The organism is Streptomyces toyocaensis (assembly GCF_000725125.1).
GTDB lineage: Bacteria > Actinomycetota > Actinomycetes > Streptomycetales > Streptomycetaceae > Streptomyces > Streptomyces toyocaensis.
Genome location: NZ_JFCB01000035.1, coordinates 13,803 through 31,269 on the forward strand (window position 1 = coordinate 13,803; position 17,467 = coordinate 31,269).

The 17,467-nt window shown below is 67.3% G+C and carries 13 protein-coding genes and 10 pseudogenes; 8 read left to right on the forward strand and 15 right to left on the reverse strand.

Features of this window, described 5'->3' with window-relative positions; all coding sequences use genetic code 11:
* Positions 1–132: 132 nt before the first annotated feature.
* Positions 133–555 (reverse strand): annotated as a pseudogene (locus BU52_RS34195) (PadR family transcriptional regulator); the annotation flags it as partial.
* Between the two features lie 297 nt (positions 556–852).
* On the opposite strand from BU52_RS34195, the gene BU52_RS35405 reads away from it, so the two are divergent.
* From BU52_RS35405 to BU52_RS36885, 3 genes are all read left to right on the forward strand, one after another.
* Positions 853–1,020 carry a hypothetical protein gene (locus tag BU52_RS35405; protein ID WP_157847924.1) on the forward strand — a complete coding sequence of 56 codons (168 nt, stop codon included), beginning with the start codon at positions 853–855 and terminating at the stop codon, positions 1,018–1,020.
* A 175-nt stretch (positions 1,021–1,195) separates the two neighbouring features.
* Positions 1,196–1,576: a Tn3 family transposase gene (locus BU52_RS35030; protein WP_107061287.1), complete on the forward strand. Its 381-nt coding sequence runs from the start codon at positions 1,196–1,198 to the stop codon at positions 1,574–1,576.
* Positions 1,501–1,674, forward strand: a complete 174-nt coding sequence (locus BU52_RS36885) for a Tn3 family transposase (protein WP_107061284.1) — start codon at positions 1,501–1,503, stop codon at positions 1,672–1,674. Before BU52_RS35030 ends, BU52_RS36885 begins: the two co-directional genes overlap by 76 nt.
* Before the next feature lie 317 nt (positions 1,675–1,991).
* Here the strand turns inward: BU52_RS36885 and BU52_RS28070 are convergent, their stop codons facing one another.
* A complete protein-coding gene (locus BU52_RS28070; protein ID WP_037939671.1) occupies positions 1,992–2,873 on the reverse strand; it encodes an SDR family NAD(P)-dependent oxidoreductase in 882 nt (293 codons plus the stop codon).
* Positions 2,870–3,385 carry a MarR family winged helix-turn-helix transcriptional regulator gene (locus tag BU52_RS28075; protein WP_235216445.1) on the reverse strand — a complete coding sequence of 172 codons (516 nt, stop codon included), beginning with the start codon at positions 3,383–3,385 and terminating at the stop codon, positions 2,870–2,872. Before BU52_RS28075 ends, BU52_RS28070 begins: the two co-directional genes overlap by 4 nt.
* A 51-nt stretch (positions 3,386–3,436) precedes the next feature.
* Here BU52_RS28075 and BU52_RS36550 point away from each other — a divergent pair.
* Positions 3,437–3,622: pseudogene (locus BU52_RS36550) on the forward strand (ATP/GTP-binding protein); the annotation flags it as partial.
* A gap of 99 nt (positions 3,623–3,721) precedes the next feature.
* Here the strand turns inward: BU52_RS36550 and BU52_RS28080 are convergent.
* The 4 pseudogenes from BU52_RS28080 to BU52_RS37035 all read right to left on the reverse strand — a co-directional run.
* A pseudogene (locus tag BU52_RS28080) lies at positions 3,722–3,961 on the reverse strand (shikimate kinase); the annotation flags it as partial.
* 30 nt (positions 3,962–3,991) lie between these two features.
* Positions 3,992–5,075 (reverse strand): annotated as a pseudogene (aroC, locus tag BU52_RS28085) (chorismate synthase).
* Positions 5,076–5,193: 118 nt separating this feature from the next.
* Positions 5,194–5,916, reverse strand: a pseudogene (locus tag BU52_RS37030) (GNAT family N-acetyltransferase); the annotation flags it as partial.
* Between the two features lie 598 nt (positions 5,917–6,514).
* Positions 6,515–6,700, reverse strand: a pseudogene (locus BU52_RS37035) (NF041680 family putative transposase); the annotation flags it as partial.
* A gap of 167 nt (positions 6,701–6,867) precedes the next feature.
* Here BU52_RS37035 and BU52_RS28100 point away from each other — a divergent pair.
* Positions 6,868–7,209, forward strand: coding sequence for a hypothetical protein (locus BU52_RS28100; protein WP_037939749.1), 342 nt, complete (start codon positions 6,868–6,870; stop codon positions 7,207–7,209).
* A 60-nt stretch (positions 7,210–7,269) separates the two neighbouring features.
* On the opposite strand, the pseudogene BU52_RS28105 reads toward BU52_RS28100, so the two are convergent.
* Positions 7,270–7,704, reverse strand: a pseudogene (locus BU52_RS28105) (transposase); the annotation flags it as partial.
* 403 nt (positions 7,705–8,107) lie between these two features.
* On the opposite strand from BU52_RS28105, the gene BU52_RS28110 reads away from it, so the two are divergent.
* Positions 8,108–9,343: an IS110 family RNA-guided transposase gene (locus BU52_RS28110; protein WP_037939675.1), complete on the forward strand. Its 1,236-nt coding sequence runs from the start codon at positions 8,108–8,110 to the stop codon at positions 9,341–9,343.
* 304 nt (positions 9,344–9,647) lie between these two features.
* Here the strand turns inward: BU52_RS28110 and BU52_RS34220 are convergent, their stop codons facing one another.
* The 6 genes and pseudogenes from BU52_RS34220 to BU52_RS35055 form a co-directional block, all read right to left on the reverse strand.
* Positions 9,648–10,529 (reverse strand): hypothetical protein, encoded by an 882-nt coding sequence (locus BU52_RS34220; RefSeq protein WP_235216437.1) that lies wholly within the window; start codon positions 10,527–10,529, stop codon positions 9,648–9,650.
* Positions 10,530–10,802: 273 nt separating this feature from the next.
* Positions 10,803–11,066 (reverse strand): annotated as a pseudogene (locus BU52_RS37195) (helix-turn-helix domain-containing protein); the annotation flags it as partial.
* A 401-nt stretch (positions 11,067–11,467) separates the two neighbouring features.
* A pseudogene (locus BU52_RS36560) lies at positions 11,468–11,824 on the reverse strand (DUF2637 domain-containing protein); the annotation flags it as partial.
* Positions 11,825–11,927: 103 nt separating this feature from the next.
* Positions 11,928–13,022, reverse strand: a complete 1,095-nt coding sequence (locus BU52_RS34230) for a ParB/RepB/Spo0J family partition protein (protein WP_107061285.1) — start codon at positions 13,020–13,022, stop codon at positions 11,928–11,930.
* A complete protein-coding gene (locus tag BU52_RS28130) occupies positions 13,019–14,281 on the reverse strand; it encodes a ParA family protein (RefSeq protein WP_037939753.1) in 1,263 nt (420 codons plus the stop codon). The genes BU52_RS34230 and BU52_RS28130 overlap by 4 nt, the downstream gene beginning before the upstream one ends.
* Positions 14,282–14,435: 154 nt before the next feature.
* A complete protein-coding gene (locus tag BU52_RS35055; protein WP_235216438.1) occupies positions 14,436–15,260 on the reverse strand; it encodes a hypothetical protein in 825 nt (274 codons plus the stop codon).
* Positions 15,261–15,407: 147 nt separating this feature from the next.
* On the opposite strand from BU52_RS35055, the gene BU52_RS36565 reads away from it, so the two are divergent.
* Positions 15,408–15,644, forward strand: a complete 237-nt coding sequence (locus BU52_RS36565; RefSeq protein WP_235216439.1) for a hypothetical protein — start codon at positions 15,408–15,410, stop codon at positions 15,642–15,644.
* A 248-nt stretch (positions 15,645–15,892) separates the two neighbouring features.
* Here BU52_RS36565 and BU52_RS35060 read toward each other — a convergent pair.
* Positions 15,893–16,123, reverse strand: a pseudogene (locus BU52_RS35060) (transposase); the annotation flags it as partial.
* Positions 16,124–16,987: 864 nt separating this feature from the next.
* Here BU52_RS35060 and BU52_RS28145 point away from each other — a divergent pair.
* Positions 16,988–17,440, forward strand: coding sequence for a MarR family transcriptional regulator (locus tag BU52_RS28145; RefSeq protein ID WP_037939685.1), 453 nt, complete (start codon positions 16,988–16,990; stop codon positions 17,438–17,440).
* The last annotated feature ends 27 nt before the right edge of the window (positions 17,441–17,467 follow it).

Genomic DNA, 17,467 nt, shown 5'->3' on the forward strand with positions numbered 1-17,467 from the left:
GATCGGTGCGGGCGAGGCGGCCGTCATCATCACCGTGGTCGCCGCGGTGACCGTGCTCGCCGTCCTCCAGCGCCCGATCCCCCTGGTGCTGACCCTGCTCGCGGGCGCCGTGGGGCTGCTGCTCGTCGGCCGTCGATCGGCGAGATCGCCCTTGCGCTTGCGGTCGGTGAGGATCCGCATGCCGCGCAGATGCTCCGAGCGCTGCGTGTCGAGGATGTCGGCGGCGTCGCGGCTGGTGAGCAGCGCCAGGACGACCTTGGTGTAGAGCGTCGACTGGAGGTACGGCTCCGGCTTCTCCGGCGTGGCGAGCCACCGCTCGACATCGGTGATGCCGGCCTCGGTGATCGCGTACCGCTTCCACTCGGGGCCGCCGCCGGCCTCGATGCCGTCGACTTCGACGAGCCCGTTCTTCAGCAGGCGGGACATCGTCGAGTAGACCTGGCCGTAGTGCAGCGGCCGGTCGTGACCGAACTTCTCGTCGAAGGCCCGCTTCAGGTCGTAACCGTGACGCGGGCCGGACTCCAGGAGCCCCAGGAGGGTGTGACCGATGGACATGCCGAGCACTCTACACAGCGTGTATACGCCGCGTGTATACGCGGAGTGTATAGTTGACACTCGGAGCGTACGGCCGTGCACTCGACGGGAGAGCCACCACTCAGCGTGAAGCAACAGGGCGGGTGCAGCGGGCAGTGCGAGCGTACGTGGGCAGCGAGCCCGGCGGGCGCAGCGACATCGACGGCACCCCGCTGGCCGCCGCGCTACGACCAGTGCCTCGCGGTGTGCACGGGCAAGGACCACTGCCCGGGGTGCGCGGCGGACGACCGGCCGTCGATGTAGTTCACCGCGGACGTCGTGGCGATGTTCATCGAGCACTACGGCACCCTCGCCGAGGCCGACCGCCAGCTGTGGCGGTCGACCGCACACGGCTGGCACCTGTACCCCGTCCCGCTGCGCCGGCCTGCGGACGACTACCGGACGTACGAAGTCGAGATCACCGAACTGGCGTACGGCGGGCCCTGACCGACGAAGACCACGCCCAGGCCGAACAGCGGGCGCATGCCTTCATCCGGCCCCGTCGACGCCATCCGCGCGGTACTCCGGGGCCGTTGAGCAGCACGGACGCGGGTTATCCACAGGCCCGAACGCGACCGGCGGTTCCTTCGTACGCTGCTGCCCGAGTGGATCACACGGGGGTATGCGGGATGCGGTACGGCGTAGTGGTGGAGGAACTCGCCTGCGCCTGGGCACCACGGAGGCCGAGCAGGTCCTGCGGCGCTTCACCCGCGGCGAGCCCAAGCATCCCACGCACCGGGCGATCGAGGAACTCGGGCGGTCGGTGCGTACGGCGTTCATCTGCGACTACCTCGCCGACGCCGACCTGCGCCGCGAGATCAACGACGGGCTCCAGGTCGTGGAGAACTGGAACTCCGCCAACCACGACCTGTTCTACGGCAAGGACGGCGACCTGCCGGCTCCGACAAGGAGTCCCAGGAGGTCTCCATGCTCGTACTCGCCCTGCACCTGCTCCAGTCGGCGCTGGTGCACGTCAACACCCTGCTCCTGCAGGACATTCTGAGCGAGGAGACGTGGCAGAAGCGGCAGCGACGCCGACCGGTCCTGTCCCCGCTGTTCTGGACGCACGTGAACCCCTACGGCCGGTTCAGCTGGACATGAACTCCCACCTCGATCTCGCCGCCGCGGCCCTGGTGTCCGGCCCCCGCACCGCGCCCGATACACGGACTCCCGAACCCGCCGCGGAGGGTGCGGCCAGGCCGGCATCCTGAAGCCCCGAACCTCGCCATCGCTCCCGGGCGGCTGGACCGTCGACCGGGATGAGGCACCGGGCTGGAAAGAGCCTGGCCAAGCGCACGCAGGCGTGTTGCGGCGCCAGCGATGTGGTTGCAGGAATGCAACGAGGGCCTGACGCCGCAGAAGGCGACGCGAAGGTGCAGTCGCAGAGCGCGGTGGGTGTTGCGCAGGCCCGGACGGACTTACCTCGTGAGGGGCACCACCCCGAGGAGGGCTGCGGTCTTGGTGTACACGGTGTTGGCGAGGGTGCCGTTCAGAGCCAGGCGTGAAGGGGTGTCCGGCCGGGACTTGCTGAAGAAACCGCCACTGGGGTGTGGTGCGGGCGAGGCGGTGGCGAGCCAGACAGGGGTCTGCACCCCTTCGTCCGGGGTGATGGAAAACGGTCGGAACAGCGGGGCGCTCAACCGCATCAGCCCGCCGGCGTTGCTGTTCATCGCGGTGCCCTTGACCATGCCGGGATTGGCGTTGTAGACGCTCATACCGTCGGGAAGGCGGCGTGCAAGCTCTCGCGCCGCCAGGAGGCTGACGAGCTTACTCGTCGCGTAGACGTTGATCTGGTTGTAGAAACGGTTGCTCCACGATGTTCCCGCCACATCCGGATCGGCGGCGTCGAGTTTGCCTCGCTTTTCCACAAACGAGGACATGTTGATGATCCGCGCCTGGGGCGCAAGCGCTCCTTCGGCCAGCAAGGCGTGTGTGAGCAGGAACGGAGCGTGGTGGTTGAGCGCGTAGGTGCGTTCCACGCCGTCCGCTGTCTGCTCGTACCGGGGAAAGGCTGCCCCTGCGTTGTTGATGAGGATGTCCACTGGGTGGCTGTCGGCCGCCAGTTCCGCGGCCAGTGCCCGTACCTGCGACCACTGCTCCAGGTCGGAGGTGTACGTCCGCGGCGGGGCCGCTTCGCTGTCCGAAGGGGCCAAGTCATGCAGGTGTTCAGCGGCGTCCCGGGTGCGCGACGCGTCCCGACCGACGAGGACAACACTGTGCCCAGCCTTGACCAGTTGGCGTGCCGTCACCAAACCCAGACCCGAGGCTCCGCCCGTGATGACCGCGGTCTTGCTGCTCATCGCTGTTCCTCTTCCGGGGTCACCATGACATTGGCGGTCTCTCCTGTCGGGTGGTTGCCGTCGATCGCTTGGCGGAGAAGCGCGTGCAGGCGCAGCCTGCTCTTGTGGTCAAGGCGGGCGAAGGGCGAGTGCTCGGTGGTGTGCTGGATGACGCGATCGCGCAGCGCGCACCCCTTGGAGGTGAGCTGGATAACTTTCACGCGGCGGTCGGTGGGGTGGGGCACGCGGCGGACCAGGCCACGCTTCTCCAGCCGGTCGATCATCGAGGTGGCGGTCGAGGCGTCGCACTGCAAGCGGTCGGCCAGTCGGCGCGCGGTCATCTCCGGCCCGCGACTCAGCCTCCACAGCGCATCGGTCTGGGTATCGGTCAACCCCGCTTCCCTGGCCAGTTCCTTGAGCTCGGTATGCACACGGGCACGAATCACGAACAGACAGTCGTGGAGCTCCTCGTTCAGCTGTCGATCATCCATGACCACAATGTACCTGGATAATCCAATCATGGGAAAATCCATGTACTGTGCGGGTGCACCCTGCTCGACGCGGATTGGCCCTACCAGCACCCTCCTTCGGCACGCCCCTACCTCCACCAGCGCACCGCAGGCCGCATCGGATCCCTCACCCGACTCATCCGCCAAGCGGCCATCACCGCCATCCACGACGGCACCGAACGCATCACCAAGACAACCCTCGACGCGGTACGACTCGACCACCTCGCCGAACAACACGCCCGCCCCACACGCAGCCGCTAAACCCCGCCCACCGACCAGGCAAAACAGCCCTGACCAGCAAAAGCCCCAACCGGCCCTTTACACGCTGGAACTAATTGAAACCCACCCAGCCACACTCCGCGCACGCGTGTCCCCGTCCAGGACTGCGCCCCCGCTCAGAGCCAGGAGACCCTCGTGTTCGGCCAGCGCCCGCCCCATCGCCTCCTTCTCCAGCGCCCGGAAGGCCGACTCGCCCCCGTCCGCGAAGATCTCCGCGATGGTCCGGTCCTGACCGGCGACGGCATCATCGTCGGTGTCCCGGAAACCGACGCCCAGCCGGTCGGCCAGCAGCCGTCCGACGGTGGACTTGCCAACGCCCATCGGGCCGACCAGCACGATCGACGGGCCGGTTCATCGGATGGCCACATGGTCAAGGTAGGAGCGGACGCTGTGGCGGGTCTCCGTCACACTGTCACCGCCGAACTTCTCAGCCACCGCGTCCGCCAGCACCAGCGCCACCATCGCCTCCGCGACGATCCCGGCCGCCGGTACCGCGCAGACGTCCGAGCGCTGGTGGTGTGCCCTGGCCGCCTCACGGGTGCTCACGTCCACCGTCCGCAGCGCTCGCGGCACCGTCGCGATCGGCTGTATCGCCGCCCGTTCCCGCAGCGGCTCGCCCGTCGACAGACCGCCCTCCGTACCCCCCGAGCGACCCGACACTCGCCGGATGCCCTCCGGCGTGCACACAATCTCGTCGTGCGCCTGCGAACCCGGCACCCGCGCCAGCTCGAACCCGTCGCCGACCTCGACGCCCCTGATGGCCTGGATGCCCATGAGCGCGGCGGCCAGCCGGGCGTCCAGCCTGCGGTCCCAGTGCACGTGGGAACCGAGGCCCACCGGCACGTCGTAGGCCAGCACCTCCACCACACCGCCGAGCGTGTCGCCGTCCTCGTGGGCCCGGTCGATCTCCGCGACCATCGCCTTGGAGACGTCGGCGTTCATGCAGCGCACCGGGTCCGCGTCCAGCTTCTCGACGTCGGCCGGGGCCGGGTACACCCCGTAGGGCGCCTTGGCGGAGGCAAGCTCCACCACGTGGCTGACGATCTCGATGCCGGCCGGTCTCCCTCAGGTACGACCGGGCCACCGCGCCCAGCGCCACCCGGGCCGCCGTCTCCCGGGCCGAGGCGCGCTCCAGGACCGGGCGGGCCTCGTCGAAGCCGTACTTCTGCATGCCGGCCAGGTCGGCGTGGCCGGGCCGGGGCCGGGTCAGCGGCGCGTCACGGGCCAGGCCCGCCAGCACCTCCGGGCCGACCGGGTCGGCCGCCATGACCTGCTCCCACTTGGGCCACTCGGTGTTGCCCACCATGACCGCGACCGGGGAGCCGAGGGTGAAGCCGTGCCGGACGCCACCCAGGAAGGTGACCTCGTCCCGCTCGCACCTCATGCGTGCACCGCGCCCATAGCCGAGGCGCCGCCGCGCGAGAGTGGCCGGCACCGTCGACGAGGCAACCCGCCGTTTCCGGTGGGAGACGGTGCCGGAGGGGCGGGACGCCCTGGCAGCGCCGCGGCGGCGCCACGATCAGGGTCAGGTATTCCTCGACGCGGAAGCCGATCGATGCGTAGATCGGCTCCCCCATCGTGCTGGCGTAGAGGTAGGCGGTCCTGGCACCGGCGGCGAAGCCCGCGCGGGTCAGTTCGATCGTCAGAGCCCGTCCGTAACCGCGCCGTCGGTGGCCGGGAAGCGTGGTGATGTTGTAGATGCCCGTCAGGTCACCGGAGATGGCCGCCATGCCAGTGCCCACCGGTATGCCGTCGACATCCGCCAGGTAAAAGGTGACTCCGTCGATCTTCGTCAGGGCCGGGTTGGCCAGCAGCCGGAAGGCGTCGCTCGACGCCTGGAAGCCGGCCGCGATCGTGGCGGTGTACAGGCCGATCTCGTCGCCCGAAACGGCCCTGACACGCAGCGAGTCGACGACCGGCTTCTCCGGCATGCCGAGCTCCGCGGGTCGGATCATGAGGGGTTCCCGTGCGTAGTGGGTCAGTCCGTGCCCCGCCGCCCACTCGGCGACCGAGGGACCCGGCATCCCGCGGACGTGAATGCTCCAGGGTAGTTCCCACGGGCCCTCGGCGGCGGCCAGCGACCCTATCTCCTCGGCGCTCGGTTCAGGGCTGGGGCTGATGACCGCGTTCAGCCTGGCGACCGGTGCTCCCGAGATCGCCAGCACGGACCCACCCGGACTTCTTCGAGTGCGTCCCGAGGTAACGGTGGCCAGGTCCGCGGCCGCGGCGGCGTATGCGGACACGACTCGCCTCAAGGGGTCGCTCGTGAGGTTCATGAAGCGATCCCTTCCCGAGTGGCAGAGGCGGGATGCGAGGTGTGAGGTGCCTCGCACTGGCGATCACTTGGCTCATGACGTCAGTTGCTGGATGTCGAAGGCCGAGCTGTACGCCGCAGTCCGGCGCGACCACCGCGGCAGCATGACGAGGCGGCAGACCGAGCGCAGGTACACGTGTCGTGGCGGACGGTCCGCAAGGCGGTGGACCCAGTCTGGCCGGAGCCGGAAGAAGCTGCCGCTGCGGCCGACGGCGACCACGGCGGACACCCACCCGGCCTTTCACGTACATGATCCGTCTGTTCCCGGCACGGCGGTGTGGGACATCCACCCCGCGTTGATCAAGGTGTGCATCACCGAATCGACGAGGGTGTCGGCCTGGTCGTGCGTCGGGTTCCCGGGGCGGCCGTCGAGCAGGGCGCCCGGACGGCTTCTCAAAACACACAGACCACGACCGACGGATAAAAGGGAGGACCCCGCGTGACGGTGAGGTTTCCCAAGGTACACGGCGTCGAAAACGACTTCATCGTGGTCACCGGTGCCACAAGCGAGCGGGACGCAGTCGTCCAGAAGGTGGGAGGCGGACAGAGCTGGGAGGGTGGTGGGGTAGGCGCCGACGGCATCGGACATCCAGGTCGGCCAGCGACCTGACCGGCCCATCGCCGCACAGAACAGCGTCGGCCAGCTCGACCAACGCATCCGAACGAGCGGTGAGACAGGAATAGCCCCGGAAGCATGACAGTTGCATCAAAGCCTCTTGCCGGACGTCGCGTTGCAGCAGACTCATCCTCGCGGCCTTCGTGTTGGACGTGTGTGTTCCTTGGTCGGAGCACATGTTCAGACGAAGGCCGCTTCTGCGTCCGCCGGATACCGAACCGAGTGATCAAGTTCGACGCACCATTCGACCCCGTGAGTCAAGGGCGAAGTGAGAGATGGCCGCGACATAATGTGGACATGGGGATCGATCTGCAGTTGCACGACGGCCGTCCGTTCTGGCCCAGTCGCCGGTCCAAGCGCAGAGCCACTCTGATCCGGCAGACTCACGAACCCGGCGAGGCACTGGCTCAGCTGATCGTCAAGCTCCCCCGCAACACATCGGGCAAGCTCTGGACGGTCGACCCGTACAACGACACGATCCTCAACGAGCAAGAGGCCGAGGCCACACTGCGCGAGATCCCGGATCTTCTGGAGTGTTGCACCGATGACTCCGAAGCTGAAGCGGTTCGCGCCCTCGCCGCCTACTTGGAAGCCTGTGCCGCAACTCCTGGCAGCTACTTGGTCTTCGCCGGAGACTAGCCAGGCCACCCTCAGAGGTTAAATCCCAAGCTAGGGTCTGTTGCGAGATGCTGGTCACAGCTACTCGTTGATGGCTGCGATCGGCACGGTCGCTTCATAGCGGACGGCGAGTTTGTCGTACCCCGTAGCAACGGCCCGGTAGCGCTTGAGGCGGTTAACCCCGCACTCGACAGCATGCCGCTGCTTGTAGTCGTCCTTGTCGAACTTCGGCGGCTGCCCGCCGCGTGATCCGCGCCTGAGGCGGTTGCGGACCCGGTCCACCGGAACCGGAATGGTGGCCTTGATCCCGCGTCTGCGCAGGTAGGAGCGGTTGCTGCGGGAGTCGTACGCCTTGTCGGCCCGGACCCGATCCGGGCGCTTGCGCGGCCTGCCGATCCCCAGCCGGGGAACCCGGATCGCTTCCAGGACGGGTTCGAACTGCGGGGCGTCGCCCCGCCGTCCGGCCGTGATCACCACCGACAAGGGTTTCTGACCCTGCTCGACCACGAGGTGGATCTAATAGCTCAGCAGTGAGCCCGAGCACGTGAGTGCAAGGGCCCGCAGTGTGGAGTGGAAGCCTGCCGCCGTTCCGGGACTGGATCCCTCAGGTCAGACCGGCTCACACCACCGCGCCGCCGGGCGGAGGCGCAAGGTGGATCCGGGGACGCGATCCCTTCAGCAAGACCGCGCCCCGCCCGGCGGAACCCACCAGGTTTCATGTCCCCAGCCCGCCGTCAGGGGCCGACCTCTCAGCAGTTCGCGAGCCGTAGAGCTCTCCAACAGACCGAGGTCCCTGACGGTCGCTGGAGACACGAACGGCTCATGAGATGGCGTGCCCCGAGCACTTCTATTAGAGCGCCGCGTGCTCCGCACGGAGCTGACCAGCACATTTACACAGTACGCGGACGGGAGAACGAGGTTGAGCAAGGTCTTCTGCGGCATCGACTGGGCCGAGAACCACCACGACATCGCCCTGGTGGACCAGGACGGCACCCAGCTGGCCAAGGTGCGCATCAGCGACGACAGCGCCGGATTCCACGCCCTCCTGGAACTGCTCGCCCGCCACGGCGACACCCCGGAACACCCCATACCGGTGGCCATCGAGACCCCCCGCGGCCTGCTGGTCGCATGCCTGCGCGCGACCGGCCGGAAGATCTACGCCATCAACCCGCTCGCCGCCGCACGCTACCGCGACCGCAGCAGCGTCGCCCGCGCCAAATCGGACGCGGCCGATGCCCGAGTCCTGGCCAACATCCTGCGCACCGACATGGCCGCCCACCGCCCGCTTCCCGCCGACAGCGAGCTCGCCCAGGCTGTCGCCGTTCTGGCCCGAGCCCACCAAGACGCGATCTGGGACAAGACCCAGATGGCCAACCGGCTCCGTTCCCACCTGCGCGAGTACTACCCGGCCGCGCTCGCCTCGTTCCACGGCAACGGCACCCTGGGACTCGACTCAGCCCACGCCCGCGCAGTTCTGGCCGCGGCGCCCACCCCAGCGGCAGCGGCCCGGCTCACCCGGAGCCAGCTGCAGGCACTTCTGAAGCGGGCCGGACGGCTGCGACGCGGAATCGAGGCCGAAGCCGAGCGGCTCCGAGAGGTCTTCCGCAAGAAGCATCTGCACCAGCTGCCGCAGGTCGAGCAGGCCATGGGCAAGCAGACCCAGGCCCTCGTCCAGCAACTCGACGCGGCCTGCCGCAGCGTGGACGACCTCGCGGCGGCCACTGAGGCGGCGTTCCTCACCCACCCGGACGCGGAGATCATCACCAGCTTTCCCGGCCTGTCAGTCATGTCCGGAGCCCGCGTCCTGGCCGAGGTCGGCGACGACCGAGACCGGTTCGCCGATGCCCGGGCCCTGAAGGCATACGCCGGCGCGGCACCCGTGACACGGGCCTCAGGCCGCAGCCATGTCGTGGTCGCCAGGGCTGTCAAGAATCAACGCCTGGCCTCCGTGGGCTACATGTGGGCCTTCGCCGCCCTCCGCTCAGCGGAACCCCGTGAGCACTACGACCGCCGACGCGCCGGCAGCGAACGGCACACCGCAGCCCTGCGAAACCTGTTCAACAAGCTCCTGGGCTGCCTCTACCACTGCCTGCAAAACCGCACGATCTACGACCCCGAACGGGCCTTCCCCCCGCCCGTCACACTCGCGGCCTGACCAACGAAGTTGACCTCTAGCGACATGAGATGTCTTGCTGGTCAGTCCGCCACGGGAGCGTCCGAGGCCGTGGTCGGCCGGCTCGACGAAGATCCCGCCGGGCGGCCCCTTCTGGAGGTCCCCGCTTTCGCCGCCCCGGCGGCATGCTGATGGGCCCGGCAGATCAAGGGATTGCACGGCTGCGTTCCCGACGTCTGGCCGTACGAAAGCCGCGACCGGCCCATCACCGGGCCCTCCGTCCCCATGAGGGCGCTGTGAATGCAAGGTCGACCCTGTGCGACCGGCCGACACATACCCGTGGCCGTCAGGGGGGAATTGAAAGGGCGTGTGCGGAGGTGAGGTGGGGCTGATGGGGAGCGAGTCGGCCCAACAGGCCGCGCAGCTCGTGGCTGACGGTCGTCCGGGTGGCGGTCAGAGCCTCGGCCAGGAGCGGCGACGCCAGGTAGGCCGCGGTGTCCGGCCGGCCGGCACAGGCATGGCAGTCTGCCAGTCGCAGACCGAGCAGGACCGCTGCCGGACGCTGCCCTACCGGTACCAGCGACTTCGAGCGTTCGGTGGCGTCGAGTGCCTCGCGGGCGAGTCCGCGGTCCGCCCTTGTCACGGAGGCGTCCCGCAGCGCACCGCCGATCCCTGCCTCGACCCAGGCCCGTCCCTGATCTCCCGTGATCCAGTCGGGACGCGGACCGCAGTTCGTGGCGGAGTCCTCGAGCGCGGCACGGGACCGGGCAACCAGGCGTACGGTTTCCCGTGCGTCGCCGAGTATCGCGTACCCTCGAGCGAGGTGGAGACAGGCGAGGGACCGGACCCAACTGATGTCGCCGGCGAAGGAGAGCAGCGCGCGGGCGTGGCCGACGGCGCTCGCACCATCGTGCTCGAAGCGGGCGAGCGCGTTCATGTCGCAGAGAATCGTGGCCTTCAGCGCCGTGTCGTCACAGCGCAAAGCCCATCGCAGTCCCCGTTCGTAGAAGGCCATCGCCGCTGCCGGTTGTCCACGGAGCATTCTCAACTGCCCGCACAGGGAGGCATATCCGGCAGTGAGGCGGGTCAGGGACTGGTTCGGCCGATCGCCCGATTCGTGCCATCCACCGGTGATCAGACGCATCGCCTCCTCGACCGTCGGCCCTCCTGAAACGGAATTCGGGATCTCGGTTCTGCGGACCTCCACCGCAAGGTAGGCCGCGAGCATGTGGATGACATCCTCACTCACGACGCTCGAGGGATTGGCGGTGAACGCACGCCAGAGGGACTCCGCTCGCTCGGGCGAGGGAACGGCACAGCCGTCGGTCCCGTGCGACGGACAGGCCACGCCATGGTGGGGCAGCCGCGCGGGCCATGAGCCCTCACTCAACGGCAAAACACTATCGCCGCCCGGTGCGTGGGAGGAAGCGGAAGGCGGCGCGTACGGCCATGGGTCGGCGCACCGGTCTTCGCCGGCTGCGCGGTACAGTTCCGTGAGTCGGCCGCCCGTGCGTAATACTTCGTCGATCCGCCCCAGTTGGTGCAGAGGTGGATTGCGATCACCTGTCTCCCAGCGGCTGATCACGCTGTGGTGGTACCCCAGTTCCGAGGCGAGACGAGCCTGGGACCAGCCCGCCAGCAGGCGCAACCGCCGGAGTGCTGCTCCGAAGGCGGTCGGTCTTCTCGGGCCGTCCGTGGCTGTAGCTCTCACCGTTCCCTCCAACCGGTGAACAGGGTGGGACCACGCGAGTGTGCCGCAGGTCACGACAGCGCACAATGAGAAGGGCTGAACCGCCCGGTGCTCGCGGGGAGTCGTCCAGCGGCTGAGGCCGCCGGTGAGCGCCCGAGAAACCAGGCGGTAGTCGCTTGCGAGGGTTCACTCCATCGCGCGCTCTGGCATCGGCCACGCCGTGGCCACCACTCCCCCGCTGTCCGTATGGCTCGGATGTCTCCTCGGCTGAGGATGCGCAAGCAGCGGTGCTCGCCGTGCGACCACTGCGCACGGGCTGCACAGCGGTTGCCAGAGCTGCGCATTGGGTGTCTGATCAGGCGTGACCCCAATTGGCCTGTGTTCGCCTCCGGCACTGGGGCGAGCCGTGAAGGTGGCGATGCACAAGCGGTGCTCAGGCGGCTGTTGCTGAGCTTCGGTGCGGTGCCCGGTGAGAAGACGGGGATGATCGCGTGCATGCCGACGCCCAGGGGATCCGGCCAGGCGGCCGCGCCGTTGAAGGCGATCGTGGCCGCCGTCAGGAGCCACGCGGTCTGACGGCGGAGACGGAAGAGCATGCGGATCCAGGTGAGAAGCAGGGCGAGGGCGAAAGGGACGCATTGACCAGCGTCGATGCCGACGGGCAAGACGTAGGTGAATGTGCCGAGCCCTTTGTTGACCGTCGGCTCGCGGACGACGACGTAGGAACCCGCGAAGCCGATGGCGGCGATGATCGCAGCACCTGTGACCACGACCCCGATGAGGACGCGGTGGCCTTTGGGCAGTTGGGGGCGTTTGCTGTTCCCCGGCCGCAGCAATGGTGTTGCTGCTCCCTTGCCTTAGTTTCTTGAGGTGGCGCGTGGCGGAGCCCTCTCCCTGGCGTGGGCCGAGGGCTCCCGTCGTGGTCCGTGCGGCTCGTCACCGCTCAACGGGGCTGGTGACGGCCGCGTCTCTGGTGCGCTGGTGATCTCTGAGAACGCGCAGCATCTCGTCGAGCTCGGTGTCGCCCAGCATGTGGATGAGATGCCGGGCCAGCAGAATGGGGTCGCTGTAAGGGAGTGGTGGTGGGGAGTTGGTCATGTCGGCCGGGGTGCGGCGCGAGGTGCTGGGCCGATTGTCCGAGCGCGGCTCGGGCACAGTCTCTGTCTGTGAGGGTGTGTCCCTCTGTGAGGTGGCAGAGGGCCCGGGCGATGTCTGGCGAGAGGCGCGTGGGGTGGTTACGTCGTAATCAATGTGCTCCGGTCGTTCGAGTTCCGCAGTGGGCGGTTGGTGTGAGGGCGCCCCCCTGACGGCCAGCTTTTCCGCTTCCTTGCGGGCTCGCTCGGCCTTGAGCTCTTCCAGGGCAGTGGTCTGCTCCTCATGCGGTCGGTTTCCGACGGCCCGCAGGAGTTCGATGGGTTCTTCGTGAATTCGCGCCTGAAGTTCGGGGGTGAGGTTGAGCAGGGCGAGCCGCTGGGACACCCATCCCTGGGAACGGTGCAGTCGCTTGGCCAGTGCCCGCTGGCTGCCATGGATGGTCAGCAGACGTTGGAGGGCGCGGGCCTCGTCGAGTTCTTCAAGGTCCTGGCGGTGGATGTTGGCGACGAGGGCGGATTCGAGGAGCTCCTCGGAGGTGGACCCCTGTTCGTCACTGACCATCACCTTGACGGTGGTCAGACCCGCTTCACGGGCTGCGGCGAGTCGGCTGCTGCCGTCGATCACGACGTAGGCAGTGTCGGGTTCGACGTCTGCTTCGCGGTCGGGGTTGGCCTTGACATAGGCGTCCCGGTTCATAACGGTGATCGCCTGCTTCTGACCGTGGGTCGACAGGCTGCCTGCGAGGTCGGTGAGGTCTCCGAGGGTTGAACGCGGGTTGTCCGGGTTGAGGCTGATGCGGTGGGGCGCGAGTTCGGTGGGAGGTGCGAGGCCTTCGGTAGGCACTCCGGTGGCGGCCGCGACAGCCTGACGTCGTGCGCTGACCGGGCGCACTCCGCCACCGAAACGGCCGGCGCCAAGCTGATCGGCCTTACTCACAGCACCTCCCGGGCCAGGGCGCGCATCCCGATCGCCTGCTGTGACTTGGGCGCGTAGGACAACAGAGGCTGTTTCACTCGGACTGCTTCCTTCTGCTCCTTGAGGTCCCCGATCAGGCCGACAACGCGGGGATCCTTTATGTCCACCCATCCCTGAAGGGACGAGGTCGCGATGTAACCACGGCGGGAGTCGTAGAGGTTGACGACGATACCGAGGTAGTCGATGTCGACCTGGAGGTCACCGCGCAGGTCGTCGATCTGTGTGGTGAGCAGGTCGTAGGCGTCCGCAGAACTGTCTTCGGCCTGAACGACGATGAGGGCGCCCGACTGTCCGGGCCTTTCGTCGTCACGTCGGCGGCCGTAGTAGGCGGCGGCGTCCATGCTGAGACCGAGGCTTGGCGGGCAGTCCACGATGATTACGTCGTAATCACCTTCGAGCGGTGCCAGTGCCCGCTCGAGGGCGGCTTCTCGGGCGCGGACCGCGGAGAGGCGGACGTCGAGGAGGAAGGCGTCGTGGCAGGCGGGAAGAAGATGGAGTCTGCCGGCAAAGGTGTCCTCGTCGACCGAGACGATGAGTTCGCGAAGATCGCCCTTGGGATCTCCAGCCATGTGATTGGTGAGGCTGTCCCCGTTCATCGGCAGGGGAGTGGCCCCGAGTTGATTGGTGAGGTGGCATTGCGGGTCGAAGTCGACGAGCAGCACCCGCTGACCGGGGCCCGGCAGGTTCTCGATGTCGAGGAGGTCGTCGTCCTGTGCCGCATCAGCGGTCTGGGGCTCGCTCGCCCGTAGGGCCTTCGTCAGGGCCTTGGCAACGCGGACGGGGTGCAGGGAGTTGGAGTCCTCGGCCAGTGCTTCACCGAGGCCGGCCGTGATGGCAGTCTTGCCGACGCCGCCCTTCTGATTACAGACGACGATACGGCGGGTGACCTCAGGCCGCGCGACGTCGGGCGCGGGGTTGGCATCGATCCACAGCTGTACCGACTGGGCGAGGCCTTGGATCAGGGAGACCCGTCTGTCGGTGGTGGTCTGCCGGAAGTCCTCCCACTGCCCTGGGGGCAGGAAGGTGGAGAAGGAGTCGGCGCCGGAGGTGTCGATGGTGGCGGTGGTGGAGGCCAGGTTGCACCAGTCTCTGATGCCCTGCTCCACCGCTGCCTGGATTTCGATGCCGTGCTGGGCGGCTCTGACCTTCAGGTTCTTCCGAAGCCACCCCGGCAGTTTGCTGACAACCTTCTCGCGGTCGTTGGGTGCTGGTGAGTTCATGGGAGACACCATACTAACGTCCAAGATCCTTTGAGTCGCTGACACGTTAGCAAGACTCAGCTGACGTGGAGATGAGTCCAGTCGTGTCGGCGGCGCGGGGAACGGCGGGTGATTACGTCGTAATCACCCTAGGCGGGCGTGGTTCAGGGGAGTGTCAGGTTCGGTGCGGCTGATCGGTCAGAAACTCAGCTGCTGCGGACCGTGCGAGGTGGGCCTCATGTGTGGTCGTGACAGGCCGGGCTGTGCGGTGTTCCAGTTTGGCCAGGGCGCGTAGGGAAGCAAGCACATAGCGGCGGAGGCTCACCATCTGAATGGCGGTGGTGCAGTGGGGGAGTACCTCTGCAACCTCGTCGAGCCAGTACTCAACGTCTTCGTCCAGGACCAGGCCGTCGCGGTTGTCCAGGAGCCGCTGCGCCACGGGCACGAGGAGATGGTGACGTCGGCGCGCTGTTTCCTTAGCTCGCTCTTCCGCCTGCTTGTCGCGGGCGATCCGGTGTTCCGCCTCCTTGACGGCTTCGGGGGTGCGACGGAGCCTGTCCGCGTCCGACATCTCGTCCATCAGTGCCGCCGCTCGTAGCCGCTTGGCCTTGTTGTAGGCGGCACTGGGTACCTTCACCGCGAGCACGGGGACCAGCTCAAGCCACGCGGCACCCGCCTCGCGGGCGTCGGCGACCGCTCGCGCCTGGTGGATCTCTGCGCGCTCGCGCAGGAACTCCCACAGTCGCACGCGTTTCAGAGAGGCCTTCTTCTGCCGCTCAGCAGTGAGTGTGCGCAGAGCTGCCGCGTGCTTCTCGGTGTATAGCAGCGCTCCGTAGACCTCGTCGTTCGCCGGCATGCGTTCGACGTCGGGATCCTCGGCATCCTCGTGCAGCTGACGGAGTTCTCCGACCAGGGCCGGGGCGTCGAGCTTGCCGAGGCGTGAGGGCGGTTTGAGCAGCGGCTTTGTGGGGGCGGGTGACTTGTGGGGGTGACGAGGCATGGAGAAAAGTGTGCCCGTTCGACGTGATTCACAGAATGTGAAATGAGTAGTGAGAGGTCACTTCCTCGTGCCGGTCAGACCTGGGCGTTGTGGTGATGACGGCGAGAGTACCTGTCCTACGGGTCCGGTGACCGACGAGCTGGCGGAGTGCTGGCAAGCATCCCGGTCGCCATGGATGTCGACGGGCTGACCTTCACGCAACTGTGTGCTGTCGGACTTCTTCAGACGGCGGCGTCTGTCGCGTTCGACGCGGCCAGTGGAGCGCATCTGAAAGCACTCGTCCTGCCCGAGCACCGTCTTCGTGTCAACAGCCCTTTGGAGAACATCAGCTGGATCAGCGTCAGTGCAGGCCCGCCCGTCGGCGGGCTTCTGAGCGGGTACTGAGCGCGGCCGCCACGATGGTGGTCGACGCACCGTCCTTCCTCGGATCGGCTCTGGGTATCCATCGCATCCGGCAGCCTGAACCCGCGCCACCGGCCCACACCGGCCTCCTCTCACCTGGGCCGCGACATCGCGGCCGGCTGGCAGTACCTCCTGCGTCACCCAGGACTGCGGCCGTCGTTCTTCAACGCGCTGCTCTTCGGCGGATCCGTCATCATGGCCTCACTGCTGATGGCCGTCGCACGGTCATCCCGCCGCACCGGCAGCGGATCCCACGGCGACTGGTTCACGAACTGCTGCAGGGCCTGCATGTTCCCGTCTGGCAACCGCTCGGCCGTTGGCTGGATCGACTTCCGCCGCCCGTCCAGCATCAGACCCCGCAGCTAACACGCACCCCACCGCCGCTGATGCCGCCGCGGCAGCGAGGCGAACACATCGGCAACGAACTCCGCTAACTCACCCCGGAGTCGTTCCACCTCCACGCTATACCGGGACAGGCCCACCACCAGGGGCGATCACTCAAAGTAACGAAGCACTGCTAGAACCGGTGATCGAAAGTGAGAACTCATCAATCCGACGGGGGCTCTCCAGTGGGGGGCGCGGCCGGGCGGTAGCTCCTCAGCCCTGGCGGGCTTGCGGTGCCCCGCCGGGGTGACTGGGCAGTATTGGCGGCTGACGGGTCCGGGGCGGCTGGGAAACGGGAGGCGTGGCTGAGACCGGCAGTGGTTGCTGGAGGCACACGCGTGCCTGCTCCGTCGGCGCACCCACCGCCTGGGCTGACTTTCGGTGGCTGAGGTCGGAAGGGGGGAGTGGTAGCCGCTGTCATTGGAATCCACCGCGCCGCATCCGTCCCACCGCGTTGTTGGCGAGGGTTCATTCGCGAATGCGGGACCGGTTGGTGGTGAGTGACGACGAGGCTGTGCTCACAAGGTAAGAGAGCGCGGCCTCGAAAGGGGCTCTGACCTGCGCGGATAGTGGTTGGGAGGCAGATCGGTGGAACTGGTAGCCAGATCGGGGAGCCGTACTGGGCGATCGCATGGTCTGGGTGCCCGGTTGAGAGGGACTGTCAGGCCGATCCTGGGATCGGCCATACGGGCTCTGTGAACTGATACCGCTGTTCCAGGAACGGACTGCCACGATCCTGGAACAGCACCAGATTGCCGTGACGTACATGTCTCTGGCTTCGATGGCTTTGATTGAGGGGGATGGACTGGATGAAGAGAGAGGCAATCGACACGGCTGCTGGGCGTGGTTGATTGACTTGGTGTTCATGTACGTTAGGTTCATCTGGTCGGCCTCACCGCCGTCGTCACAACCACCCGTAACTGCAGGCACGGAGGCCCCTGTTGGGAGCACTACGCAGACTGGTTGACGCCGACACCGGCGAACCGGTCCCTTACGCGCCGTACGCGTTCTCCGGGAGACACACACAGGTCGACAAGGCGCGAGTGGAAGCCATCACCGAGTCCAAGGCGTTCACCCCGAGTCAGAAGTTCCTCGTTCTGTGGTGGATCGGCGTTTCCCCCGAGGGCCTGGAGCCGCTGCGAGCCACCGGAGCGGACATCGCCAAACGTGTGGGCATGTCCGCAGATGCCGTCGGTAAGATCAACAGGAAACTTGCGAAGCACCGCATCCTGATCGTCCGTGGAAAGATCGGCAACTACAGCTTCTACCGGATCAGCCCTTACATCGCCTTCCACGGCACAGGTCTCGAGCAGCGTGAAGCGGTGAAGACGTGCAACCCGCCAGACATCCCTGGTTTCGACGAGAACGCCCCTGCACGGTGGGAGGCTCAGTGATCAGCGAGGAGAAGCACCGGAACCTCG

What these genes read in the sequence shown, in the direction of transcription:
- BU52_RS28100 (WP_037939749.1), top strand. Translation starts at nt 6,868, where the DNA reads ATGGGGATCGATCTGCAGTTGCACGACGGCCGTCCGTTCTGGCCCAGT.
- BU52_RS28130 (WP_037939753.1), bottom strand. Translation starts at nt 14,281, where the DNA reads ATGAACTCACCAGCACCCAACGACCGCGAGAAGGTTGTCAGCAAACTG.
- BU52_RS36885 (WP_107061284.1), top strand. Translation starts at nt 1,501, where the DNA reads ATGCTCGTACTCGCCCTGCACCTGCTCCAGTCGGCGCTGGTGCACGTC.
- BU52_RS35030 (WP_107061287.1), top strand. Translation starts at nt 1,196, where the DNA reads ATGCGGGATGCGGTACGGCGTAGTGGTGGAGGAACTCGCCTGCGCCTG.
- BU52_RS28075 (WP_235216445.1), bottom strand. Translation starts at nt 3,385, where the DNA reads ATGGATTTTCCCATGATTGGATTATCCAGGTACATTGTGGTCATGGAT.
- BU52_RS35055 (WP_235216438.1), bottom strand. Translation starts at nt 15,260, where the DNA reads ATGCCTCGTCACCCCCACAAGTCACCCGCCCCCACAAAGCCGCTGCTC.
- BU52_RS34220 (WP_235216437.1), bottom strand. Translation starts at nt 10,529, where the DNA reads ATGCTCGCGGCCTACCTTGCGGTGGAGGTCCGCAGAACCGAGATCCCG.
- BU52_RS28070 (WP_037939671.1), bottom strand. Translation starts at nt 2,873, where the DNA reads ATGAGCAGCAAGACCGCGGTCATCACGGGCGGAGCCTCGGGTCTGGGT.